Raw genomic sequence first — 22733 nt, 5'->3', positions numbered from 1 at the left:
GGGGCGGTCAGCCGAGGTCGCCGCCAGCCACCGGCAAGGTCACACCCGTGACATAGGAGGCTTCGTCGGAAGCCAGGAACAGGATCGCCGCCGCCTGCTCGTCGGCCGTGCCGTAGCGTTTGACGAAGGTGGAATCGATGGTCTGGTCGACGATCGCCTGGTACCAGCCGCGCTGCCGCTCGTCCATGGTTTCGGTGTTGCGCGGGATGCGCCGCGGCCCGACATCGGTGCCGCCCGGGGCCACCGCGTTGACACGAATGCCCTGCTCCGCATACTCCCAGGCCAGACATACCGTCAGTGCATTGACCCCGCCCTTGGCCGCCGAGTACGGCACTCGGTGGACGCCGCGGGTGGCGGTGGACGAGACGTTGACGATGCTGCCCGCGCCTTGCTTGATCATGTATGGCAGCACCGCGTGGCAGCACCACAGCGTCGGGAACAGCGAGCGGTTGATCTCGGCCGTGATCTGCTCTTCGCGATACTGCGCAAAGGGCTGGACCCAGATCGTGCCGCCGACGTTGTTGACCAGCACGTCGATGCGCCCGTCGAGTGCCGCTGCTTTTGCCATCAGCTTCCTGCAGGCCGCGTACTGCTCGACGTCGGCGCGCAGCGCGCTGGCCCTGCCCCCCAAGGCCAGCACCTCGTCGCGGACTTCCTCGACGATCTTCGAGCGGTCGACCAAGACGACATGCGCGCCCTCGGCGGCCATCGCCAGCGCCACCGCGCGGCCGATGCCCTGGGCCGCGCCGGTGACCACGGCGGTCTTGCCCTCGAAGCGCTGGCGCACTGCGGAGCGCGTGCGCCTCTTGCTGCCGGCTGCGGCTGTGACCATGACTGCCTCGGCCTCAGACGCTGTAGATGTCGAGCACGGTCTCGATCAGGTCGTTGAGTACCAGGATCTTCTTCTTGCGGATGCACCAGTCCTCGCCCTGACGGCCCAGCAGGTACTCGTAGTGCCCGTAGAAGCTTTGCGAGACGTTGCGCTTGAACAGGTGGGTGACGAAGTTGGCCTTGACCGCGCAGGTGCCGTCGGCACCCGGTGTCACGCGCACGTTCGACACCATGTGGCAGGTGCGCGGCAGCGGTGTCGATGCCGCCGAACGCCCGGTGCGCAGCCGGAACACACGGTCTTCGAGGCCGGTGCGGTCGCCGTAGTACATCAGCGAGACCTCGTTCTGCGGGTCGCTGGTGTACTCGTCTTCCGAGTCCCACGACGGAATCCAGTACTCGGCCTTGGGATCGAACAGCGCGAGCCAGTCGTCCCAGCGGCGCGCGTCGATGTACTCCGCCTCGCGGTACAGGAAGTCGGTGACGCTGTGCAGCGTTGCCGCGTCGCTCATCGTTCGCTCCCGTTCGAGCCGGCCTTCATCAGCTCCGCCCAGCGCCCGTGCTGGGCGATGAAGATGCCTTCGTCGGACGCCTTCGCGCCGCTGCTGCCGGGCGTGATGCCGAGCCCGACCGCGAGGTCGTCGGCGCCGGGAACCTCGTGCACCTGGCCGCGCGACATGTCGCTCCAGCGCACCACGCTGTAGTGGTTGCAGCCCTTCTGTGTCTCGTTGAACTCGGTCAGGTCGTCGGGCGTCGCCATGCCCGAGGCGTTGAAGAAGTCCTCGTACTGGCGGATGCGCTTGCTGCGTTCGACCGCCGGTTCGCCGACCGGCGCGAAGCAGTAGATCGTGACCTCGGTCTTGTCGACCGACAGCGGGCGGAACATGCGAATCTGCGTGCCCATCTGGTCCATCAGGAACATGTTCGGGTAGATGCCCAGGTTGCGCGAGCGGTTGACGGCCCAGTCGGCCTTCTCCTTGCCCATGCTGGCCGCGAGTTCCTCGCGGCGGCCATAGATCGGCCGGTCCTGCGGGTTGGAGACGCTCGACCACAACATCGTGTGACCGTTGCCCAGGTCGTAGTAGCCGCCGCGGAAGCGGTTGAAGTCGCCCACCGCCATGACCTTCAGCGCCTTGCCCTCGGCGTTGATCTTGGCGCGGTTCTTGATCATCTGCACGTAGTTGGCGTGGACCGAATCGACGTGGTAGCCGTCGACGCCGTTCTCCGCCTGCAGCTTCCAGTTGCCCTCGTAGGTGTAGACCGACCGGCCCTTGAGCACCTCGATGCCCTGGGGCGACTGCTCGACCACGATGTCGATGAAGGTCTTGGCCTCGGCCAGATAGTCCGTCAGCGGTTCGGCGTCCTTGTTCAGCGTCGCGAACAGGAAGCCACGGTAGTTCTCAAGCCGCACCCGGGTCAGGCCGCGCTTGCTCTTGTCGAAGCTTTCGGGGTAGCCGGCGCCCTCTTCGTTCATGGCCGCCAGCAGCTTGCCCTGGCCGTCGTAAGCCCAGCCGTGGAACGAGCACACGAAGGTGCTGGCGTTGCCCTTCGAGGTGCGGCACAGCGTCGCGCCGCGGTGCGAGCAGATGTTGACGAAGGCATTCAGCTTGCCGGTCTTGTCACGGTTGATGACGATCGGCGCACGCCCGATCCAGCCGGTGATGTAGTCCTTGGGCTTGGGCAGCTGGCTCTCGTGCGCGACGTAGACCCAGACCTTTTCCCAGATATGGCGTTGCTCGAGCTCGAACATCTCGGGGTCGACGAAGATGCGCCGATCGACGGCGCGCAGCCCGTCTTCGTGGTGAACGACGTCGTCGAGCAGGGTTCGGGGTGCAGCGTCCATGGGGGGCTCCTTGATTAAGTGGATTCGTCGGCACGCGTACCCGCGTCCAGTGCCGCGTAGACCTCGTCGCCTTCGATCTTGACCGGGTAGATCATCAGTGCCTTGACGCACGGAAACGCGGTGGCCGCGCCGGTGCGGATGTCGAAGCGGCCGCTGTGGAACGGGCACTCGATCTCGCAGCCGATGATGTCGCCTTCGGACATCGACGCCGCGCCATGGGTGCAGGTGTCGTCGAAGACGAAATAGCCTTCGTCCAGGCGCACCAGTGCCACCGGTTCGCGGCCTTCGACGGGCACCTGAAGGGCGTAGCCCGCCTCGACATCGTCGATGCGGGCGATGAATGTCATCGTCTTGGAGTCGCTCACGCAGCGGTCCTCTCGTTGGGCAAAGGCAGCTGACATGTCAGTGCAGGGTCGGGAAAGCGCGCCCGGCGGCCAGCGAGCCGGCGGTCACGATGGCGTTCAGGATCATCGAGTGGTCGGCAATGCCGCGGCCAACGATGTCGTAGGCGGTGCCGTGCGCAACCGTCACATGAGGGTACGGCGGGCCGAGGATGACCGCGACGTTGCCGGCGAAGGCAGCGGTCTTGATCGCGATGTGGCCCTGGTCGTGGTACATCGCCAGCACGATGTCGAAACGACCCTCGATGCAGTGGCGAAACACCGTGTCGGGACTCACCGGGCCGGTGACATCGATCCCGGCGGCGCGCGCACGCTGGATGCCCGGCGTCATGTGCTGCTCTTCTTCGGCGCCCTTGGCATGCGGATTGAAGCCCGCGACCGCAATGCGCGGGCTGGCCATTCCCCACTGCCGGAGCACGCCGTTGAGCGTGCGCAGCGCCGACTCGATCAGGTCGGCGGTGATGAGCCCGGAGACCTCGCGCAGCGCGACGTGGTCGGTCAGGTGCGCCACCCGCAGCGCACCCGACACCAGCAGCAGATAGCTGTGCCCGGGCCTGACCTGCACGACCCGGTCGAGCACGCCCGCCATCTGCATCGCGCCGGAGCTGATCGGTCCCATCACGGTGGCCTGCAACCGGCCCGCACGCGCCAGATTGTCGGCCTCGTCGAGCCAGACCCCGGTGGCGCGACCGCAGGCCAGGTTGTCTTCGCCAAGCGTGATGTCGGCCGGATCCAGCGCGCCCGAGTCGATGATGTCGATCGTGCCCGCCCGCCCCGACATGCGCTCGGGTGCATCGATGACACGCAGCTTCGCATTGACGCCTCCCTGGTCGATCGCCTGCCGCACTGCGGCGGCACTGCCGATCAGCACCGGACGGCAAAGCGCATGCAGCTGCCCGCTCGCCCAGGCCTTGACCACCACCTCGGGACCGATGCCGCAGGGATCGCCGATCACGATACCGACCTTCGCGCGGTCGCGCGGCCTGATCGCCAAGCTAGCCGAGGTCACGAGACAATCTCCATAGATTAACCATAATCTCGATATTTACAGAAAAGTCATCATTCTGCACCGGGGTTTTCCAGTACCGCAGAAGCGGCGCCCAGCCATCGTTCGGCATTGCCGCGCCGGAGCTGACGCTTGACCGAATCGTCCAGCTGCAGCGCCTGCACGCGCCCGACCGGCGCCTTGTCCATGATTGCGAACGGGTAGTCGCTGCCCAGCATCAGCTGGGTGGCGCCAAAGGTCTGCAGCAGGTAGTCGATGGTCGCCGCGTCGTAGACGAGGTCGTCGTAGTACATGGCACGCGCGCCGACGCGCGGTGCCGTCGGCATGGCTTCACGCAGCGCCGGAAAACTCTCCCAGGCGTGCTGCAGGCGCGGCAGCAACTGCGCCAGCGTGCCACCGCCATGGCTGAACGCGATGCGCAGCCGCGGGCAGCGCGCCAGCGTGCCGCCGGTCAGCAGCGAGGCCGCGGCCAGCCCCACCTCGCCCGGGAACGCCAGCGCCTGTTCGAGGATCGGCGGGCCGACCAAGCGGTCCATGCCGGCGGGCCGCAGCGCATGCACGAAGATCGCCGCGCCCCAGCGCTCGGCCGCTTCGAAGAAGGGCAGGAAGCGCGCATCGCCGATGCTGACGCCGTCGATGTTGCTGCCGATCTCGACGCCGGCCAGGCCGCATTGGTGAACGGCGTGGTCGAGTTCGCCAATCGCACGCTCGACGTCCTGCAGCGGCACCGCGCCAAGGCCGATGAAGCGTGCCGGTGCCTGCTGCACCATGCCGGCGATGGCCTCGTTCAGGAAGCGCGTCAGCACCGCGGCATCGTCGCCCGCGAGCCAGTACGACAACAGCTCGGGCATCGGCGACAACACCTGCCGGCCGATCTGCATCGTGTCCATGTCGGCCAAGCGCACCTGGCAGTCCCAGCACTGGTGCGACACCGTGCGGTAGACCTTGGCGTCGAGCATCACATGGCGGTGGCACGTCTGCGCCGGCGCCATCGACGGCCAGCGCACGCCGAGCCGCTGCCCGAGGTAGGGCGGGAATTCGGCCGGGACCACGTGGGTGTGAATGTCGATGCTGTCGTGGGCGGTCATGTCAGGCTCGGGTTCGCTTTCGGGGGGGGCGTGGCCGTGTGAGCCGCAGGGGCCTTCGCGGGCACCTTCGCCGCGACATAGGTGTCGATCATGTCCTGCCACAGCGTGAGCAGACCCGCCACGCGCTCCGGCTCCGCCGACCAGAGCTGGCGGATGCCGAAGCCCCGCACCAGGCTGACGGTGAGCAGCAGCAGGTCCTCGCTGATCCGGGCCGGCAGCCCGAGTTCCTGCATCACGGCGAGCCACTGCTGCTCGACCGGGCGGCGGTAGTTGCGCACGACGCGAATGCCGGCCTCCTTCAGCGCCGGGTCCTTGCCGCCCGCGAGCAGCATGTCCAGGCCGACGAAGAAGTAGTCGCTGAAGTAGAAGGCCTGGGCGTCACCGATCAGCGCCTCGACCGGCCGCCCCGAGCGCTTCGCGGCTTCGGCGAGCCTCAGGCCATCGGCCAGCGCGATGCCGAACACGTGCTCCATCGCGGCCGTCACCAGGTCGTGCTTGCTCGGGAAGTGGTGCACCTGCGCGCCGCGCGACACGCCCGCGCGCCGCGCGACCTCGGGCGTCGTGAAGCCGGCGAAGCCGCGCTCCTTCAGCACCTCGAAGGCCGCATCGAGGATGCGGCGCTTCATCTCGCCGCTGCGCACGGCCTGCGTGCGCCTGGACTTCGGCGCCGCCGACACCGGCGGGCTTCGACGCGCGCTGCGGGCCACAGGGGCATCAGCCATGGACTGGCTTCGTGGCACCGCGTGCGCGCAACTCCGGCGCTTTCGCCGCCCGCAGGATCAGCAGGGCCGAGGCCGCCGCGGTCGCGAGATAGGCCCAACCCACGCCGTGCCAACCGCCAACGCCGACCAGCGCTGCCGCCAGGGGTGGCCCAAGCAAGGCGCCGAGATTCGAGGCCTGCACCGCCAGGCCGTTGACCGAGCCGAAGTTCTGGCGCGGCGCCGCGACCGCCGGCAGGCAGGCGTAGATCGCGGCCGGCAGCACGCCACCGATGAACGAGAACGCGATGCACAGCGCCAGGCGCAGCAGCGGGTCGGCAGCGACGACGAATGCGCCGCAGCCGGCGAGTCCCATCACGAGGCCCGACACCAGCACCAGCAGCGCCGGCGCGACGCCGCGGTTCGAGAGCCAACCGCCCAGCCACGCGCCCGGCGCGTTGACGATGATGACGACCGCGACGAACGCGGAAGCGCGCGCGAGTCCGAACCCGAGTTCGTCCTGCAGGAAGGTCGGCAGCCACACCATCATCGTCATCCACTGCAAGGTGTAGACGGTGAAGCAGCCGGCGAGCAGCCAGGGCGTGCTCGACTCCAGGCCGCGCAGCAATGCGGCCGGGGTCTGCGCGGCAGCGGCAACCCGATCGTCCGCGGGAAAGGCCCACAGTGTCAGCGTCAACAGCACGCCAGCGCCGAGCGCGCCGACCCACCAGCCGCCGCGCCAGCCGAGCACGCCCATCAGCTGCGGCGCCAGCAGCAGCATCGTCGTCATCCCCAGCGCCATGTAACTGCTCCACAGACCGAGCGCCAGCTTAAGCCGGGACGGTGCCGCGGCGTCGCGCATCAGCGCCGGCGCCGAAACCACGATGCAGACGAATCCCAGGCCCTCGACGATGCGCGACGCGAACAGCCCGCCCATGCCCTGACTGAGCGCGCCGAGCAAGGCGCCGGCACCGAGTGCCAGCAGTCCGAGCTTGAGAATGTTGCGGCGCCCGATGCGGTCGGCCAGCAGCCCGGTGGCCAGACCGATCACGGCCGCGGTCAGGTTGACGACCGAGGTGATCCAGCCGAGCTGGACCAGGCTGGCACCGTACTGCTCGCGCAATGCAATCATCGCGGGTGGCAGCTTGCCGACCTGCGTGGCGGCGAACACGCCGCACATCAGCAACAGGCCGACCCGCGGCCAGTCGCTCGATCTGGCGATGTCGGCGGATGCCATCACGGCATCGTGCTGCCGCCGTTGACGCTGATCACCTGGCCGGTGACGAACGACGCCTCGGTCGAGGCCACGTAGCTCACCATCGAGGCGACCTCGGCCATTTCGGCGGCCCGGCCCATCGGGATGATGCTGACGAACCGGTCCACCAGTGCCGGGTCCTTGGTGTTCAGCTCGACCAGCTGCGGCGTGCTGACCGCGCACGGCGCCACCGTGTTCACCGTGATGCCGTCGCGTGCGAACTCGCGCGCCAGCCCGGTGGTCAGGCCGTGCGCGCCGCCCTTGGCGGCGTTGTAGGCAGCGTGGTCCCAGAGCCCGCTCATCACCGAATCGGCACCGAGGATGACGATGCGCCCGTAGCGCTGCTGCTTCATCGTCGGCAGCGCCGCGCGGCAGCACCAGATCACGGTCCAGAGGTTGCGGTCGATGGTCTGCTTCAGCGTTTGCGGCGTGTGTTCGAGGAACGGCAGGATCACGCCGCCGCCGGCGTTGTTGACGAGGATGTCGATGCGGCCGAACGCGGCCAGCGTGCTCGCGATCAGCGTGTTGGCGACGGACTCCTGCGCCAGGTCGCCGGCTTCGGTGATGACCTCGACACCGAGCTCGCGCACGGCCTGCGCGCTCGCCGCCAGACCGGCCGCATCGGCGTCGGCGAGCGCCAGCCGGGCGCCATCACGCGCCAGCCGAAGCGCGATTTCCAGGCCGATGCCGCGCGCCGCACCGGTCACCACCGCGACCCGGCCTTCGTGCGGTTTGGCACGCGTCGCCCAGGGCGCGGCTGGCGCGGCGCCGCTCATGCAGGCACCCGGCGTTCGATCGCGCCCACCTTGCCGAAGGCCGGCTTGGGCACGCTGCCCCAGGTGTCGAGCGCCGACGGATGCGCCTCGAGCATGCGCGGCTCGCGCGCGCCCTTCTCGGGGAACTCTTCCATGCCGAAGCTGTACTCGACGGTCATGCCGTCGGGATCGAGGAAGTACAGGAAGATGCTGCCCGAGGGCTTGTGCCGGCCCGGCCCGAACACGATCGGCACCTCGGCCTTGTTGAGCCGGTTCATCGCGACGCCGATGTCGTCGATGTCGCTGACCATGAAGTTGATGTGGTTCAGGTGGTTGCCCTCGACCGAGCGCCCGATCGCGAACGAGTGGTGCAGCGGGTTGGGTTGGCAGCGCATGAACGCGAAGCGGCCTTCGACGAAGTCCGAGATCGCGAAGCCGAGATTGGCCGTCAGGTACGCCGCCATCTCGTCGAAGCGTTCGACCGACAGCACCACGTGGCCGAGCCGCACGATCTTGGTCAGGCTCTGGCGGAACGGCAGCGCCATCTGCAGCACGCGGGTGTAGAACTCCATCGTCAGCCCGGAGTTCGGCTCGACGAAGCGCAGGCCGTCGCCCTGGCGCAGCGCCGCGCGTTCCTCGGCATCGATTTCTTCCACAGCGAGACCAAGGCCGGCGAGGTGCTTGCGCGCATGCTCCATCTCGGCGCGGCTCTCGAGCTCGAACGCGACCCGCTTGACGCCCGGCGCCTGGGCCGGGTACAGCACGAGGTGGTGGTGGTCGCTGCCGCAGCGCAGGAAGGCTGGCCCGCCCGCCACCGGTTCGGAGGCGTCGAGACCGACGGTGTCGGTGTAGAACGCGGCCGATCGGTCGAGGTCGGTCACGTTCAGCGCGACGTAGCCCAGCTTGCGGTATCGGAAGGGCATGCTCATGGTCGTCTCCGTCAGAGAAGGATGCTCACGCGCCCCTGCGGGCGCAGCGAATCGAGGTCGAGCACGCAGCGCTTCTTGCGGATGCGCAGGCCCGCGGCCTGGCGCACCAGCGAATATTCGCTGCTGCCGATGTAGATGTCGGTGTGGCCGCCCTTGGTGCGGTAGGTCACGAAGGCGGTGGCGACGCGGCACCCGTCGGCGCCCGACTCGAGGATACGCACGTTGCTGACGAGGTGCCGCGTCTTCGAGCGCGGGTACTCGGAGAAGGCGGTCTTCTTCTGCAGCCGTTTGACGCGCTCGCCGAGGCGGAACGCGTCGTCGGCAATGTAGAACAGGTTGCGATCCGGCGTTGCGTCCTTGGCCAGGTCGGTCGAGGGTACTTCGTAGCGCGCGTCGTCGGTGAACAGCGCCAGCCATTCGTCGAGCCGCCAGTCGTCGAGCAGCGCGGCCTCATGGAAAAGAAAGTCTTCGATCTCGGGGCGGGTGAAGGTCTGCATGTGTGTGGCTCCTCAGGCGGCGGCGTTGGCACGTGTCAGGCGCGAACTCCACTCGGTCCAGAAGGCGCGCATCTGGATCTCGTCGTCCATTGCCGGCTGCGCCTTGCCCATGCCCTTGGAGATGTCGTTCCAGCCCGCCTCGCGCACGTTCTCGTAGCCGGTCTGGCACTGCTGCAGCGCTTCGACGTCGTCGGGTGTCGCGAAGCCGCCCGGGCCGAGAAATTCGAGGAAGTTCTCGAGACGCGACTTGCGCGACCAGTCGCTTTCCTCGGTGGGTGCCAGCGCCCAGGCGTTCACGTGCAGGAAATTCGGCGCCAGCGGATAGAAGGTGCGCACCGTGACCGCCATGATGTCGTTGATGACGAGGTTCGGGAAGATCAGCAGGTTGCGGTTCTTCAAGGCGATGCGCTGCGCGCGTTCGGCGCCGAAGCGCTGCGTCAGCCCGGCGACGATCTTCTCGATGTCGGCCTTGCCCTGCTCGCCCCACGCCGGGATCCACTGCCCGACCGGGCGACCCCAGGGGGCGCTGTACTCGATCACGGCGTGCCCGTTGCCCAGGTCGCGCCCGTGGCCCACCAGCGGCACCGGCGAGAGTGAGCCGACCGTGCCTTTCAGGTAGTCGAGGTAACTGGCATGCGTGGTCGAGGCGTGGTAGCCGTCGATGCTGTTCTCGACCAGCAGTTTCCAGTTGGCGCGCAGGCTGTATTCCTGCGTGCCGCCGACGATCGCCATGCCGACTTCGGACTGGTCGGCCACCAGGTCGATGTACTCGCGCGCGTTGCCCAGGTAGGTGGGCAGATCGACGATGTCCTTGTCGAAGGCGATGAAATGGAAGCCGCGGTATTCCTCGTGGCGAGGTGCCGTCACGAGGTTCGCGCCGCCTTCATCGTTGAAGCCCTCGCAGTACGACTCCTTGCCCGGCTGGTCCTTGAGCTTGCCGTCGTTGCCGAACACCCAGCCGTGATAGAAGCACTGGAAGTTCTTGGCCGTGCCCGAGCGGTCGCGGCACACCGTGGCGCCGCGGTGCGGGCAGGTGTTCATGAAGGCGTTGATCGTGCCGCGGGCATCGCGGTTGAAGATGACGTTGCGCCCGGCCACCGTGCGCGTGACGAACTGGCCCGGTTTGGCGAGTTCGGACGCGTGGCCGAGGTAGAGCCAGCAGCGGTTGAAAATTGCATCGCGTTCGGCCTCGAAGACGTTGGTGTCAACGAACGAGGTGCGCGGCACCTTGAACAGCTGGCGCTCGTTGTCGACGTGCAGCTTGATGACCTTGGAGATGTCTTTCATCGGGTCTTCTCCTGTTGCCTGGCAGGCGTTGGCGCCTCGCACGGCGTGCGGTGCGAGGCACGGATTGATCGGCCGCGGGGAATGCCGTCACACCCCGAGGTAGTGGTTCAGCAGCGTGTGGTCGGCCTGCACGGTGGCGCTCGGCCCGCGCGCCACGACGGCGCCGCGCGACATCACCGCGACCTCGTCGGCGACGTTGAACACGGTGTCCAGGTTCTGGTCGACGACGATCAGCGCCATGCCGCTGCCGCGCAGCGAGCGCAGCACCGACTGAATCTCCTCGACGATCAGCGGCGCCAGGCCTTCGGTCGGTTCGTCGAGGATCAGCAGCCGCGGGTTGGTCAGCAAGGCCCGGCCGATCGCCAGCATCTGCTGCTCACCACCCGACAGCGCATCGCCGCGGTTGCGCCGGCGTTCGCCGAGGCGCGGGAAGATCTCGAGCACGCGATCCAGCGTCCAGCCGGCGGGGCCGTCGCGGCGCGGGCGCGCGCCCAGCGTCAGGCTCTCCATCACCGTCAGCGACGGAAACACGCCGCGGTTCTCGGGCACGTAGGCCACACCCAGGCGCGCGATGTCGTGCGTGGCGCGACCGACGAGCGACACACCGTCGAACAGGACGTCACCGGCGGTCAGCGGCATCAGCCCGACGATGCTGCGCAGCGTCGTCGTCTTGCCGACGCCGTTGCGGCCCACCAGCCCGAGGAAGCTCGATGCGTCGGCGCGCAGGCTGATGCCGTGCAGCACCGGCGTGGCACCGTAGGCGGCGCGGATGTCTTTCAGCTCAAGCAAGCGTGCGCCCCTTGAAGTAGATCTTCTGCACCCGCTCGCTGCCGCGGATCTCGGCCGGTGTGCCCTGCTCGAACAAGGCACCCTGCTCGAACACGAACACGTGGTCGGTCAGCCCCTCGATCACCTTCAGGTCGTGCTCGATGATCACCAGGGTCAGCGACGCCGGCAGGCTGGCACGCAGCATGTCGACGACGTCGTTCGTTTCTTCCTCGCTCATGCCGGCGGTCGGCTCGTCGAGCAGCAACAGGCGCGGCTCGGTCGCCAGCGCCAGCGCGATCTCGAGCTGGCGCAGCTCACCGTAGGACAGGTCGGTGGCCGGCACCTGCGCCTTGCCCGACAGCCCGACCTTGTCGACGCAGGCCGCGGCGCGCTCGTCGAAGTGGTGGTCGCGCGCACGCGGCGACCAGAAATCGAAGGCCCGCGCCGGCTCGCGCGACTGCACCGCCATGCGCACGTTGTCCGTCACCGTGAACTCGGGAAAGATGCTGGTCTTCTGGAAGCTGCGACCGATGCCGAGGTGGCTGCGCCGCTCGGCCGGCAGCGCTGTGATGTCGACACCGTCGAAGTGGATCGAACCCGAGGTCGCGCGCAGGGTTCCGGTCAGCAGGTTCAGCAGCGTCGTCTTGCCGGCGCCGTTCGGGCCGAGCACACCGTAGCGCTTGCCCGACATCAGTTTCAGGTCGACGCCGTTCAGGGCCCGAAAGCGCCCGTAGGCCAGCGTCAGCCCGCGGGTCTCGAGCAACGCAGCGGCCGTCACGCCGCCTCCTCGGGCAGCGCCGCGGCCGCAGCGCGGGTGCTCGGCTTCGTGCCGCGCCAACGCCCCAGCGCATTCATCACCAGCGGCACCAGACCGTTCGGGGCGTACAGCACGACCACCACGAAGACGATGCCGAGCACGAGCCGCCAGTGGTCGGTCAGCGTGCCGAGGTAGTGGAACAACGCGAGGAACAGGGCCGCGCCGACCAGTGGCCCGTACAGGGCGCCCACGCCGCCCAGGATCACCATCAGGATGACCTCACCCGAGGTGGTCCAGAACAGCAGCGACGGATCGACCAGGCTGAACAGGCTGGCCTGCAAGGCACCCGCCACCGCAGCCAGCGAGCCAGCCATCACGAAGCCGATCAGCTGGAAGCGCCGCACCGGGTAGCCGAGCGCGCGCATGCGCGCCGCGTTCTGGCGGATGCCGGAAAAGACCGAGCCCAGCGGCGAAGCGTCGAGCCGTTTCAGGCCGTACACCAGCAGCACCAGCCCGACCAGCGCGACGTAGTAAAACGTGAACTCGCTGTCCAGCGACAGCCAGGCCGGCAGGTCGGTGCCGCGCCACAGTTTCGGGCGCGGGATCGACGGGATGCCGTTGATCCCGCCCGACCAGGCCTGCGTCGACAGCACCAGCACGTAGAACAGCTGGCAGAACGCGATCGTGATCATCACGAAGCCCACGCCACCGAGCCGCAGCACCATCGCGCCGACCAGCGCCGAGACCACGATGCCGACGACCAGCGCTGCCGCCAGCAGCAGGAACAGGTTGTCGGACAGGTGGCGCAGCATGAACCCGGCCAGATAGGCGCCAACGCCGAGAAAGAGCCCATGGCCGAAGCTGATCAGCCCGAGCCGCCCGATCAGGATGTTCAGGCTGAGCGCGAACATGCCGGTGATCATGACTTCGGTCGCGAACTCGGTCTGCGTGCCGCGGGTGAAGTGCGGCAGGGCCAGTGCCGCTGCCAGCACGGCCAGCGTCGGCCAGTGACGGATGTTGTTCATCGCGCGATTCCCATCAGGCCTTGCGGCCGCACCAGCAGCACCGCGACGAGCACGAGATAGATCACCGCGGTCGAGAACTCGGCCGCGTAGATCTGGCCGACGACGGTGGCTGCGCCGATCAGCAGGCTCGCGATCAGCGCGCCTGCCAGCGAGCCCATGCCGCCGACCACGACCACCACCAGCGCGGAGATCAGGATCTCGCTGCCCATGCCGGGAAAGGCATTGAAGATCGGCACCGAGAGCACGCCCGCCAGGCCGGCCAGCGCCGAGCCCACCGCGAACACGCCGCTGAAGAGACGGGAGACGTCGATGCCCAGCGCCGCGGCCATCTCGCGGTCGTCGACACCGGCGCGCACCATCGCCCCCAGGCGCGTGCGGCCGAAGCCCAACAGCAAGGTGGTGATGACCACGGCGCCGATGACCACGACCTGCACCCGATAGACCGGCACCAAGGCGCCCGCCAGTGCGACGGTGCCTTCGAGTCCGGGCGGCAACGCCAGGGTCTGGATCGGCGCGCCCCAGATGATGCGCACCAGCTCGTCGAAAGCGAACACCAGCCCGAGCGTCAGCAGCACCTGCGGGTACATACCGCGCCCATAGGTGCGCGCCAGCAGCGTGCGCTCGAGCAGCACGCCCAGCATCGCGGTGAGCAGCGGTGCGAACAGCAACGCGAGGTAGAAGTTGCCCAGGCCGCGCGCGATCGTGATGCCGAAGTAGGCGCCAACCATGTACAGCGCGCCGTGCGCCAGGTTGACGACGTGCATCAGGCCGAAGACGAGCGACAGCCCCGAGGCGATCAGGAACAGCAGCACCCCCATCTGCAGGGCGTTCAGAACCTGTTCAACGACGATCTGCATGGTGTGCCAGGCGCTGGTTCAAAGTGCGGCGAAAGCCTGGGGTCAGAGCGCGCAGCCCTCGCCCTTGTCGGCGACCTGTTCGTAGGTCTTGAGGATCTTGTGGCCGAGCGTGCCGTCGGCGCGCTTGATGACTTCGCCGATGTAGATGTTCTGCACCACATTGCCGGTGCGCGGGTCGATCCGGAAGTAGCCGCGTGGGCTGTCGACCTGCAGGGTCGTCAGCGTCTTGCGGACCTTGGCCTTGTCGCCCAGGTCGCCCTTGAGGGCCTCGACGGTCGCGAGCATCAGTTTGGCGGTGTCGTAGCCCTGCACGTGCATCACGTGAGCGACCTTGCCGTACTTCTTCTGGAAGCGCGCCTGGAACGCGCGGTTGCGCGGGGTCTCGAGGCTGGCCATGTAGTGGCCGCTGACCATCACGCCGACGGCGGCATCGCCCATCGCCGGAAAGAACAGTTCGTCAGCGCCGTAGATCGGCACGACCACCTTCAACTTCGGGCCGCGCACGCCGGCCTGGGTGACCTGCGTGATGAAACGGGGGGCCGCGCTGCCGGCCAGAAACCCCCAGACCATGTCGATGTCGGCCTGCTTGGCGCGGATGTTGGTGATGATCGGCGTGAAGTCCGCCGTGCCCAAGGCCGGCCACTCTTCCAGCGGCGCCTTGCCGCCTTTCTGCATAAAGCCTTCCTTGAACGCGCCGGCCTGCTCGCGCCCCGAATCGTAGTTGGAAGCCACGGTGAGCGCCGATTTGCCCAGGTTCTCCGCCGCGTACTGGCCCATCGAATGGTTCACCTGCCAGTTCGAGAACGAGGTGCGCACGATGTAGGGACTGCAGTTCTTGCCGGTCACCTCGTTGTTGCCGGCGTTGGCCACGAGCAGGAAGGTCTTGGAGCGGTCGACCTCGTCGCGGATCGCGGCGACCACGTGGGACGCGATCGGTCCCACCATGAAATCGACGTTCTCGTCCTTCGTGTAGCGCCGCACCAGCTGCAGCGTGACCTTCGGGTCTTCCTTGTTGTCTTCCTTCAGGACGACGATCTTCCGTCCGGCCGCTTGGCCGCCGGCCTCTTCGATCGCCAGGTCGAAGCCTTCCTTGACGGCCTCGCCGTACGCCGCGAAGACTTGGGAGAACGGCAGCAGCAAGCCCACCTTGAGATCCTTGCCCTGAGCGGCAGCAGGAAGCGGAACGGCACAGGCGATGGCCAGCGCGGCAGCGATGGCGGAGCGGTTGAAAGCGGTCATCTTTGTCTCCTTGGTGGCCCGGGGCCGTATGTGGATGGTCGGTCGTCGCGATGAAACAAACAGATCAGCCTGTTTTCAGCGGTGTACGCCACAGCGGACGAACCTCGATGCGCACGTCAGTGTCCAGAATCTACGAGATAACGTCTATTATCGGTAACCACTACAAAAACCGAGATTTTCCGCGCAGGCGGCTCCCGCCCGTCAGCAGGGCATCAGAACGGGAAGACGACGTAGCGCGGCAAGGTATCGGCGTCGTAGACGGCGCGTCGCTGCCGAAGCAAGGCCCCGGCCGGCGACACCTCGATCAGGTCGCGGTAGACGCCGGTGGTCAGCAGGGTCGAGACGCCACCTTCCGGGGTCATCGCGATCGAGAAGTTCGACATCACCTCGAAGCGGCCGGGGGCCGCCTCGCGGCACTCCAGGCGCTGGAAGAAGTGGCGCGTGCGGTAGGCCTGGTAGGTGCCGGCCCAGACCTTGGTGACGATGGACACGCGGTCCTCCAGCCGCGCACGGCTGTCGTCGAGCATCAGCGCGATGGACAGGCCGCGCTGCTCGTTCTCGGCCGAGATGCAGATGTACGACGCCGCCGGGTCGGTCGAGAAGGTCGCGAGCCAGCCGGCCATGTCTTGCGCGTCGAGCGCGGCGATGTGCCGGGTCTGCACGGCGTCGATCGCGTTCAGGGTGTCGGCGTTCATGCTTCAGCCTCCCGCTTGAAACCCATCAGCTTGCGGTAGTACTCCCACTTCGGCAGCTGACCGGTCTCGTCGTTCTGCTTGACGTCGAACGACGGCTCCTTGCCGCCGGTGACGCCCTTCTGGAACTCCGCGTACCCGGGCGTGAAACTGCCGATGTGGATGCGCTGGAAGATCGCCGCGTCTTCCATGCTGACCATGCCGCAGGGCCCGAGCAGGTTGGACGACTGGCGCAATCGGTGGCGCACCATCGCCTCGTCGTCGTCGGCATGCGAAAAGTAGGCGTAGTGCACTTCGGTCACGTCGTGGCTGCGCGCGATCGCGAAGCGCAGGTTGATGACGTCGAGGTGCTTGACGAGCACGCTCACCGGGAACAGCTCGACCACGCACGATCCCTTTTCCGGGTTCTGGCCCTTGAACTCGATCAACGAGGGGTCCTTCAGAAAGCCGCTGCTCTGGATCGGCTTGAGCTGTGCCTCGATCGCGATGTGGCCGTTCGGCGTCATGAACTGGGCGCCCTGCCCGCCCTGCCAGTTCAGCAGCCGAAAGCCGGTGTGCAGCAGCGGCGCGTGGAAGCCGTCGTTGTCGTTGTAGGCCTTCCAGTTGACCGCGTAACGCACCTTCTGGTAGCCGAGCAGCTTCAGCCGCCCGTCGCCAGCCAGCACCACCCGCAGTGTCGAACGCATGCTCTCGCCCAGCCACTCGTCCAGCGGCGGCGTGGCCTCGCCCAGGGTGACGAACAGCAGGCCCAGGTACTCGGCGGTGCGCAGCTGCTTGAGGCCGAAATTCTTCTTGTCGAAATCGGGCGCGAATTCCTTCGAGCCCGGGCAGCCGACCAGGTCGCCCTCGAGTGCGAACAGCCAGCGGTGGTAGGGGCACTCGAACTCCGGACGGTTGCCGCAGGTCGCGGTTTCCACCTGCGTGCCGCGGTGGGTGCAGCTGTTCAGGAACACGCGCAGCTCGCGGTCCTTGCCGCGCGCAATCAGCAAGGGCATGCGGCCGAGGTCGAAGGTCTTGAAGTCCCCGACTTCGGGCAGCTCGCCCGCGTGGGCCACCGGGTGCCAGCAGTCACCGTAGTAGATGGTCTTGAGCTCCTGTTCGAACAGCGGCTCGCTGACGAACACCTCCTTCGGCACTTGGCTGATCCGGTCGGACCAGATCAGCGGCTGGGTGCGAACGTTGTCATGGTCAGGGGTGTGCATGTCGATACCTCCAGGGTGGGACAGCAGGTGACGATCAGACCTTGCCGGTCTGCAGAAACTGATGAACGACCGTGTTGAACTCGGCCGGCGCCTCGTACTGCGGCCAGTGCGCCGCATCGGCACGGACCACGTGGAGTTGCCCGCCGGGCACCTGCGCGCAGGCTGCGGTCGCGGCCTCGAGGTCGTGAATCGGGTTGAACCGCGTCCAGAGGAACAGCGTGTCGCAGGCCAGCCTGCCGAGTTCGATCATCACCGGCGCACCCGCGCCGGAATCGGCCGACTTCAGCAGCGCGAGCACCTTCGGCGCGGCCTGCTGGAAGTCGGGCCGCAGGTAGATCGCCAGCCGCGAGCCGACGAGTTCGTCGTCGAGCAAGGGCCAGTTGGACTCATGCATCAGCCACTGCATGCGCCTGCGCACCGTCTCGATCGTCGGCACCTGGCCGACATTCCTGCGGCTGAGTTCTTCCAGGTTCTGCAGGTCGCGCCGGCCCTTCTCGCTGACGATCGGGATGCCGCCGGTCGTGTTGAGAATCAGGCGCTTGACGCGAAACGGACACATCACCGCGAACGTGCCGGCGACCCAGCCACCCAGCGACTCGCCCGAGATGTGCGCGCGCGCGATGCCCAAGGCGTCCATGAGTTCGCCGAGCTGGCGCGCATAGGTGGCGGGCAGGTAGTCGATGTCGAGCGGCTTGGCCGACAAGCCGTGGCCGACGAAGTCGAAGGCGACGACGTGGTAGTGGGCCGACAGGGCCAGCACGTTCTTCGCATAGGCCTCGAGGTGGCCGCCGATGCCGTGCATCAGAAACAGCGCCTCGGGCTTGCCGGCGCCGGCCTCGACGATGCGGATGTTGCCGAAGCTCGGCGTCTCGACGTAGCGCACCGTGGCGCCGAGCAGGTCCAGCCACAGACTCATGGCGCTGTCTCCAGGGGTTCGACGCCGAGCCCCAGGTAGGCCTCGCGCACCATCGGATCGTTCATCAAGTCGGCCCCGGCGCCGCTGTGCACGACACGCCCGCTTTCCAGCACGTAGGCACGGTCGGCCAGCGGCAGCGCCTCGTGTGCGTTCTGTTCGACCAGCAGGATCGTCATGCCCTCGCGGCGCAGCCCGGCGATGATCGAAAACACCTCCTCGACGATCAGCGGCGCCAGCCCCATCGACGGTTCGTCGAGCAGCAGCAGGCGCGGCTGGCTCATCAGCGCGCGGCCGATCGCCAGCATCTGCTGCTGCCCACCGGACAACAGGCCCGACATCTGCGCGCGCTTGTCTGCGAGCACCGGGAACATCGTGTACATGCGCTGCAGACCACGTTCCACGTCCGCCGCCGATCGGGTCTGCCCGCCCAGGCGCAGGTTCTCGTCGACCGACAGGTCGCCGAACACGCAGCGCCCTTCCGGGCAGTGCGCAATTCCGAGGCCGACGCGGCGGTATGCCGGCAAGTCACCCAGCGCGCGGCCGTCGAACTCGACGCTGCCATGGCGCGCGGGTTGCAGCCCGGAGATCGTCTTCAGCAGCGTGGTCTTGCCGGCGCCGTTGCTGCCGACCAGCGCCACCAGCTGGCCGGGCAGCACCTCCAGGCTCACGCCGTGCAGGCACTGGATGTGGCCGTACCAGCTGTCGACCGCGCTCACGCGCAACAGCGGCTGTCCGGCGGACGGTGAAGGGGCAGCAGTGGCAGGCATCGATTCGCTTTCAGTGGCGGGTGCCGAGGTAGGCGGCGATCACGTCCGGGTCGCGCGCCACCTCGCGTGGTGTGCCTTCGGCGATGCGGCGGCCGTAGTTCAGCACCACGACGTGGTCGGACACGCCCATCACCAGCTTCATGTCGTGCTCGATCAGCACGACCGTGATGCGCTGCGAAGCGAGCCGCTCGATGAGCCGCCCCATCTCGAGCTTCTCGCGCGGGTTCAAGCCGGCCGCCGGTTCGTCGAGCAGCAGCAGCGTCGGCTCGTTCATCAGCGCGCGGGCCAGTTCGAGGCGCTTGAGCGCACCGTACGACAAGGCATCGGGCATCGTCTCGGGCAGGACATCCAGCCCGACCATCGCGATCAGCCGGCGCGCGCGCTCACCGAGCTCGTCGTCACGCCGCACCAGCGACGCGGGGCGGAAGATGCCCGCCCACAATCCGCCCTGCAAGCCGACGTGGGCGCCGAGCAGCACGTTTTCGAGCACGGTCATGTTGCGGCAGATCTTCAGGTTCTGGAACGTGCGCGCCACGCCCAGCGGCGCCAGTTCGTGCGGCGCCAGCGCCGCCAGGTCGCGCCCTTCGATGAGCACCCTTCCCGCGCTCGGCCGGTACAGGCAGCTGACGATGTTGAGCAGCGTGGTCTTGCCGGCACCATTGGGCCCGATCAAGGAATGCACCTGGCCGCGCGTCAGCGAGAAGGTCACGTCTTCAAGCACCTTCGGCCCGCCGAAGTCCTTGTGCAAGGCTTCGACGCTCACGATCTCGGCGGCCCCGGTGGGCGCCGCCGGCGACTGCGATCCGAGGCTGCTCATGCGTGCGCTCCGGCGCGGCGTGCGCGCCAGCGATCCCGCAGTGTCGGCACGATGCCGCGCGGCATGAACAGCACCGCGGCGAACAGCCCGCCACCCACCACGAGGGTCTCGTACTCGGCCGCGCCCGCCAGCAGGTTGGGCAGCAGCGTGACGATCGCCGCACCCAGCACCGCGCCGCCGATCGAGCCGATGCCGCCGATCACGGCCATCATCAGGAACTGCACCGAATGCACGAACGACGCCGAAGCCGGCGTGATGAAGCCCGCGTAGTGGGCGTAGAGCGCGCCCATCAGGCCGGCGATCGCGCCCGACAGGACGAAGATGCGCACCTTGTAGCTGCGCACGTCCACCCCCATCGTCGTGGCCGCGATCTCGGCGTCGTGCAGCGCACGCAGCGCGCGCCCGGCTGGCGAGCGCATCAGGTTCAGCGCCGCGCCGACCACGAGTGCCAGCACCAGGAGCAGCAACCAGTACCAGGCCGCGTCGCCACGCAGCACGTGGCGGCCGATCTGGAGCGGGCCGACCGACATGCCGTCCGGGCCGCCGCTGAACTGCTGCTCGTTGCGCAGCACGATGCCCAGCAGCAGGCCGATGCCCAGCGTGGCGACCGCCAGGTAGTAGCCCGAGAGTTTCAGGAACAAGCGGCCCACCGCCCAGGCCAGCAGCGTGCTGCCCAACACGGCACACGGCAGCGCCAGCAGCACCGGCCAGCCGCGTGCGACCGACAGATGGGCCGACAGGTAGGCCCCGCTGGCGAAGAACGCCGCGTGTCCCAGGCTCAGCTGGCCGGTGGTGCCAATCAGCAAGGTGAGCGACACCGCGACCGCGGCGTTGATCAGCACCAGATTGGCCACGGCCAGGTAGAACGGGTTCGGCACCAGCACCGGCATCAACGCGGCGAGCACGAGCACGGCCGCCAGCACCAAGGCGCGGCGCCATCGGCGGCGCGCCACCGGCGGCACCACGGGCAGGGCCGCCACAGCGGTCGACGAAGAGTTGCTGGTCATTCAGACACGCTCCACACGAGGCTTGCCGAACAGACCGTTGGGCCTGACCATGAACAGCAGCACGATCATCACGAACGGCACCGCGTCCTTGTAGGCCGACGAGATGTAGCCCGCGGTCATCGCTTCGGCCAGGCCGATCGCGAAACCGCCGAGCACCGCGCCCAGCGGGCTGCCCATGCCGCCGATGATGGCAGCGATGATCGCCTTCAGACCGACCATCACGCCGACGTCATAGTAGGTGTAGGTGATCGGCGTGGTGACGATGCCAGCGACCGCGCCGAGCACGCCGGACAGCGCAAAAGCGAGCAGCAGCACGCGCTTGACGTCGATGCCGACCAGCTGCGCGGTGACCGGGTCGAGCGATGCGGCGACGAAGCCGCGACCGATTCGGCTGCTGCGGAAGAACCAGGCCAGCGCCGCGAGCACGACCACCGTGACGCCGATCACCCAGACGGCCTGCGGCAGGATGCTGGCGCCGCCGATGCGGATCGGATCGCCGCCGCTGAAAGACGGGATCGAGCGCGTCTGCGTGCCCCACAGCACGTGCGCCACCCCGCGCAGCATGATGCCGAAAGCAACCGTCAGGATGATCACCTGCAGCACGCCGGAACGCCGCAGCGTGTGGGTGAACAGGAACTGCAGCAGCAGCGACACGCAAAGCACCACCGCCACCGCCAACAGCATCGCAATGCCCAGCGGCACCTGGGACTGCAGCAACACTGCGGTTGTCATGCCGCCGAGCATGACGGATTCGCCCTGCGAAAAGTTGAGCGCCCCGCTGGCGTTGAAGATCAGCGTGAACCCCAGTGCCACCAGCGCATAGCGGGCACCCTCGGTCAGGCCCGAGGACAGGAACTGGATGAAGGCCGCGTCCATCGAGTGGGTCACTCCAGCAATTTCCAGCGGCCGTTCTTGACCTGGATGATGCGCAGCGACTCGGCGTTCAGGCCGACGTGGTCGCTCTCGCTCATGCGGAAGCGCCCGGTCACGCCGACGAAGTCGTTGCCGGTCTCGATCGCGTCGCGGATCCTGGCCGGATCGATGCTGCCGCCGCGCCGCACCGCCTCACGCACCGCGACGAAGGCGTCGTACGCGGTGCCGGCGAAGAACGACGGGTCTTCGTTGAACTTGGCGCGATACGTCTTGACGTAAGCCTGCACCACAGGCTGCTGCGGATCGGTCGTCGGCAGCTGCTCCCACACCAGGATGGCCACGTTGGCCATCACCATGTCTTCGGCCGCGCCGCCGGCGAGCCGGACGAAGTCGTTCGACGCAAGCCCGTGGGTGCCGTAGTGGGGCAACGTGATGCCGAGCTGCTTGTAGTTCTTGGTGGCAATGATCGCCGGCTCGCCGAAACCGCAGTTCAGGATCGCCTGCAGGCCCGGCTCCTGGCGCAGCTTGGTCAGCTGCACCGTCATGTCGGTGTCTTTCGGGTTGTACGACTCGTCGCGCAGGATCTTGATGCCGTTGGCCGGCGCGAGTTTCTGCGCGGCGGCCAGGCACGAGCGGCCGAACGCGTCGGTGCCCGCGATGATGCCGATGCTCTTGAGGCCGCGCCCGGTCATGTGATTGAAGAGCCGGCTGACCACCATCGAATCGGTCTGGATGGTCTTGAACACGAACTTCTTCACGGGGTCGACGATCGCCGCACCCGCACCCATCGACACCATCGGGATGCCGGCCCGCTCGACCAGCGGGATCGCCGCCAGCGTCGGCCCCGTCAGCGAGCAGCCGATGATGACCTGGACCTTGTCGTTGTCGATGAGGCGCTTGACCAGGGTGTTGGCACGCGCCGCATCGGACTCGTCGTCGTAGCCGACGAACTCGATCCTGCGGCCGTCGACGCCGCCCGCGGCGTTGGTGCTCTCCACCAGCATCTCGACCGTCTTCATCGCGCCGGCACCGGCATAGGCGGCCGGGCCGGTGACCGAGAAGCACCCGCCGATGCGCAGGGGCGGCTTGGTCTGTGCCAATACCGGCGCGGCGAGGAACACGCCGATCGCGGCAAGGGTCAGCAGCCAGCTGGCGTGGAATTGACGTTTACGCATGGAAGATGTCCTTGGGAACTGAAGCGCCGGCTCTGGCGCCGGCATCGCCGC

General features: G+C 67.7%; 25 protein-coding genes. All 25 read right to left on the bottom strand.

What is annotated here, in order from left to right; genetic code table 11:
- Positions 1-7: 7 nt before the first annotated feature.
- The 25 genes from AC30PD_RS14380 to AC30PD_RS14260 all read right to left on the bottom strand — a co-directional run bounded on the left by AC30PD_RS14380 (position 8) and on the right by AC30PD_RS14260 (position 22682).
- Positions 8-832 carry a 1,6-dihydroxycyclohexa-2,4-diene-1-carboxylate dehydrogenase gene (locus AC30PD_RS14380; RefSeq protein ID WP_489536320.1) on the bottom strand — a complete coding sequence of 275 codons (825 nt, stop codon included), beginning with the start codon at positions 830-832 and terminating at the stop codon, positions 8-10.
- Between the two features lie 13 nt (positions 833-845).
- A complete protein-coding gene (locus AC30PD_RS14375; RefSeq protein ID WP_448169668.1) occupies positions 846-1340 on the bottom strand; it encodes an aromatic-ring-hydroxylating dioxygenase subunit beta in 495 nt (164 codons plus the stop codon).
- A complete protein-coding gene (locus tag AC30PD_RS14370; protein ID WP_489536319.1) occupies positions 1337-2671 on the bottom strand; it encodes an aromatic ring-hydroxylating oxygenase subunit alpha in 1335 nt (444 codons plus the stop codon). Before AC30PD_RS14370 ends, AC30PD_RS14375 begins: the two co-directional genes overlap by 4 nt.
- 14 nt (positions 2672-2685) lie before the next feature.
- A complete protein-coding gene (locus AC30PD_RS14365; RefSeq protein WP_489536318.1) occupies positions 2686-3036 on the bottom strand; it encodes a non-heme iron oxygenase ferredoxin subunit in 351 nt (116 codons plus the stop codon).
- Between the two features lie 37 nt (positions 3037-3073).
- Positions 3074-4081, bottom strand: coding sequence for a PdxA family dehydrogenase (locus AC30PD_RS14360; RefSeq protein WP_489536317.1), 1008 nt, complete (start codon positions 4079-4081; stop codon positions 3074-3076).
- Positions 4082-4131: 50 nt separating this feature from the next.
- Positions 4132-5166, bottom strand: coding sequence for an amidohydrolase family protein (locus AC30PD_RS14355; protein ID WP_489536316.1), 1035 nt, complete (start codon positions 5164-5166; stop codon positions 4132-4134).
- On the bottom strand, positions 5163-5888 hold the full coding sequence (locus AC30PD_RS14350; protein WP_489536315.1) for a TetR/AcrR family transcriptional regulator: 726 nt from the start codon (positions 5886-5888) through the stop codon (positions 5163-5165). Before AC30PD_RS14350 ends, AC30PD_RS14355 begins: the two co-directional genes overlap by 4 nt.
- Complete coding sequence (locus tag AC30PD_RS14345; RefSeq protein WP_489536314.1) at positions 5881-7101, bottom strand: MFS transporter; 1221 nt, start codon at positions 7099-7101, stop codon at positions 5881-5883. The genes AC30PD_RS14350 and AC30PD_RS14345 overlap by 8 nt, the downstream gene beginning before the upstream one ends.
- On the bottom strand, positions 7101-7895 hold the full coding sequence (locus AC30PD_RS14340; RefSeq protein WP_489536313.1) for an SDR family oxidoreductase: 795 nt from the start codon (positions 7893-7895) through the stop codon (positions 7101-7103). Before AC30PD_RS14340 ends, AC30PD_RS14345 begins: the two co-directional genes overlap by 1 nt.
- Positions 7892-8803 carry a VOC family protein gene (locus AC30PD_RS14335; RefSeq protein WP_489536312.1) on the bottom strand — a complete coding sequence of 304 codons (912 nt, stop codon included), beginning with the start codon at positions 8801-8803 and terminating at the stop codon, positions 7892-7894. The genes AC30PD_RS14340 and AC30PD_RS14335 overlap by 4 nt, the downstream gene beginning before the upstream one ends.
- Positions 8804-8814: 11 nt before the next feature.
- Positions 8815-9300, bottom strand: a complete 486-nt coding sequence (locus AC30PD_RS14330; protein ID WP_489536311.1) for an aromatic-ring-hydroxylating dioxygenase subunit beta — start codon at positions 9298-9300, stop codon at positions 8815-8817.
- 12 nt (positions 9301-9312) lie between these two features.
- The gene (locus AC30PD_RS14325; RefSeq protein ID WP_489536310.1) at positions 9313-10587 is read right to left on the bottom strand and encodes an aromatic ring-hydroxylating oxygenase subunit alpha; all 1275 of its coding nucleotides are present in this window, start codon (positions 10585-10587) and stop codon (positions 9313-9315) included.
- A gap of 87 nt (positions 10588-10674) precedes the next feature.
- Entirely contained in the window at positions 10675-11376 is a 702-nt protein-coding gene (locus AC30PD_RS14320; RefSeq protein WP_489536309.1) for an ABC transporter ATP-binding protein, read from the bottom strand.
- Positions 11369-12133 (bottom strand): ABC transporter ATP-binding protein, encoded by a 765-nt coding sequence (locus tag AC30PD_RS14315; protein WP_489536308.1) that lies wholly within the window; start codon positions 12131-12133, stop codon positions 11369-11371. The genes AC30PD_RS14320 and AC30PD_RS14315 overlap by 8 nt, the downstream gene beginning before the upstream one ends.
- Positions 12130-13137 (bottom strand): branched-chain amino acid ABC transporter permease, encoded by a 1008-nt coding sequence (locus AC30PD_RS14310; protein ID WP_489536307.1) that lies wholly within the window; start codon positions 13135-13137, stop codon positions 12130-12132. The genes AC30PD_RS14315 and AC30PD_RS14310 overlap by 4 nt, the downstream gene beginning before the upstream one ends.
- A complete protein-coding gene (locus AC30PD_RS14305; protein ID WP_489536306.1) occupies positions 13134-13994 on the bottom strand; it encodes a branched-chain amino acid ABC transporter permease in 861 nt (286 codons plus the stop codon). The genes AC30PD_RS14310 and AC30PD_RS14305 overlap by 4 nt, the downstream gene beginning before the upstream one ends.
- Positions 13995-14036: 42 nt before the next feature.
- On the bottom strand, positions 14037-15233 hold the full coding sequence (locus AC30PD_RS14300) for an ABC transporter substrate-binding protein (protein WP_489536305.1): 1197 nt from the start codon (positions 15231-15233) through the stop codon (positions 14037-14039).
- Positions 15234-15445: 212 nt separating this feature from the next.
- A complete protein-coding gene (locus AC30PD_RS14295; protein WP_489536304.1) occupies positions 15446-15928 on the bottom strand; it encodes an aromatic-ring-hydroxylating dioxygenase subunit beta in 483 nt (160 codons plus the stop codon).
- Entirely contained in the window at positions 15925-17127 is a 1203-nt protein-coding gene (locus tag AC30PD_RS14290; protein WP_489536303.1) for an aromatic ring-hydroxylating oxygenase subunit alpha, read from the bottom strand. The genes AC30PD_RS14295 and AC30PD_RS14290 overlap by 4 nt, the downstream gene beginning before the upstream one ends.
- Positions 17128-17161: 34 nt before the next feature.
- Complete coding sequence (locus AC30PD_RS14285) at positions 17162-18043, bottom strand: alpha/beta fold hydrolase (RefSeq protein WP_489536302.1); 882 nt, start codon at positions 18041-18043, stop codon at positions 17162-17164.
- Positions 18040-18768 carry an ABC transporter ATP-binding protein gene (locus tag AC30PD_RS14280; RefSeq protein ID WP_448174280.1) on the bottom strand — a complete coding sequence of 243 codons (729 nt, stop codon included), beginning with the start codon at positions 18766-18768 and terminating at the stop codon, positions 18040-18042. Before AC30PD_RS14280 ends, AC30PD_RS14285 begins: the two co-directional genes overlap by 4 nt.
- Positions 18769-18820: 52 nt before the next feature.
- A complete protein-coding gene (locus tag AC30PD_RS14275) occupies positions 18821-19627 on the bottom strand; it encodes an ABC transporter ATP-binding protein (RefSeq protein WP_489536301.1) in 807 nt (268 codons plus the stop codon).
- Positions 19624-20634 carry a branched-chain amino acid ABC transporter permease gene (locus AC30PD_RS14270; protein ID WP_489536300.1) on the bottom strand — a complete coding sequence of 337 codons (1011 nt, stop codon included), beginning with the start codon at positions 20632-20634 and terminating at the stop codon, positions 19624-19626. Before AC30PD_RS14270 ends, AC30PD_RS14275 begins: the two co-directional genes overlap by 4 nt.
- Positions 20635-21510: a branched-chain amino acid ABC transporter permease gene (locus tag AC30PD_RS14265; RefSeq protein ID WP_489536299.1), complete on the bottom strand. Its 876-nt coding sequence runs from the start codon at positions 21508-21510 to the stop codon at positions 20635-20637.
- 8 nt (positions 21511-21518) lie between these two features.
- Entirely contained in the window at positions 21519-22682 is a 1164-nt protein-coding gene (locus tag AC30PD_RS14260; RefSeq protein ID WP_489536298.1) for an ABC transporter substrate-binding protein, read from the bottom strand.
- Positions 22683-22733 lie beyond the last annotated feature (51 nt).

The sequence above is a fragment of the Rhizobacter sp. genome (assembly GCF_032229685.1).
Classification (GTDB): Bacteria; Pseudomonadota; Gammaproteobacteria; order Burkholderiales; family Burkholderiaceae_C; genus LMDS01.
This window is presented reverse-complemented; position numbering and strand designations above follow the sequence as displayed.

Bases quoted from the DNA above. Each gene is read 5' to 3' on its own strand.
- AC30PD_RS14380 (WP_489536320.1), bottom strand. From the start codon at position 832: ATGGTCACAGCCGCAGCCGGCAGCAAGAGGCGCACGCGCTCCGCAGTG.
- AC30PD_RS14375 (WP_448169668.1), bottom strand. From the start codon at position 1,340: ATGAGCGACGCGGCAACGCTGCACAGCGTCACCGACTTCCTGTACCGC.
- AC30PD_RS14370 (WP_489536319.1), bottom strand. From the start codon at position 2,671: ATGGACGCTGCACCCCGAACCCTGCTCGACGACGTCGTTCACCACGAA.
- AC30PD_RS14355 (WP_489536316.1), bottom strand. From the start codon at position 5,166: ATGACCGCCCACGACAGCATCGACATTCACACCCACGTGGTCCCGGCC.
- AC30PD_RS14350 (WP_489536315.1), bottom strand. From the start codon at position 5,888: ATGGCTGATGCCCCTGTGGCCCGCAGCGCGCGTCGAAGCCCGCCGGTG.
- AC30PD_RS14345 (WP_489536314.1), bottom strand. From the start codon at position 7,101: ATGGCATCCGCCGACATCGCCAGATCGAGCGACTGGCCGCGGGTCGGC.
- AC30PD_RS14340 (WP_489536313.1), bottom strand. From the start codon at position 7,895: ATGAGCGGCGCCGCGCCAGCCGCGCCCTGGGCGACGCGTGCCAAACCG.
- AC30PD_RS14335 (WP_489536312.1), bottom strand. From the start codon at position 8,803: ATGAGCATGCCCTTCCGATACCGCAAGCTGGGCTACGTCGCGCTGAAC.
- AC30PD_RS14330 (WP_489536311.1), bottom strand. From the start codon at position 9,300: ATGCAGACCTTCACCCGCCCCGAGATCGAAGACTTTCTTTTCCATGAG.
- AC30PD_RS14325 (WP_489536310.1), bottom strand. From the start codon at position 10,587: ATGAAAGACATCTCCAAGGTCATCAAGCTGCACGTCGACAACGAGCGC.
- AC30PD_RS14310 (WP_489536307.1), bottom strand. From the start codon at position 13,137: ATGAACAACATCCGTCACTGGCCGACGCTGGCCGTGCTGGCAGCGGCA.
- AC30PD_RS14305 (WP_489536306.1), bottom strand. From the start codon at position 13,994: ATGCAGATCGTCGTTGAACAGGTTCTGAACGCCCTGCAGATGGGGGTG.
- AC30PD_RS14300 (WP_489536305.1), bottom strand. From the start codon at position 15,233: ATGACCGCTTTCAACCGCTCCGCCATCGCTGCCGCGCTGGCCATCGCC.
- AC30PD_RS14295 (WP_489536304.1), bottom strand. From the start codon at position 15,928: ATGAACGCCGACACCCTGAACGCGATCGACGCCGTGCAGACCCGGCAC.
- AC30PD_RS14290 (WP_489536303.1), bottom strand. From the start codon at position 17,127: ATGCACACCCCTGACCATGACAACGTTCGCACCCAGCCGCTGATCTGG.
- AC30PD_RS14285 (WP_489536302.1), bottom strand. From the start codon at position 18,043: ATGAGTCTGTGGCTGGACCTGCTCGGCGCCACGGTGCGCTACGTCGAG.
- AC30PD_RS14275 (WP_489536301.1), bottom strand. From the start codon at position 19,627: ATGAGCAGCCTCGGATCGCAGTCGCCGGCGGCGCCCACCGGGGCCGCC.
- AC30PD_RS14270 (WP_489536300.1), bottom strand. From the start codon at position 20,634: ATGACCAGCAACTCTTCGTCGACCGCTGTGGCGGCCCTGCCCGTGGTG.
- AC30PD_RS14265 (WP_489536299.1), bottom strand. From the start codon at position 21,510: ATGGACGCGGCCTTCATCCAGTTCCTGTCCTCGGGCCTGACCGAGGGT.
- AC30PD_RS14260 (WP_489536298.1), bottom strand. From the start codon at position 22,682: ATGCGTAAACGTCAATTCCACGCCAGCTGGCTGCTGACCCTTGCCGCG.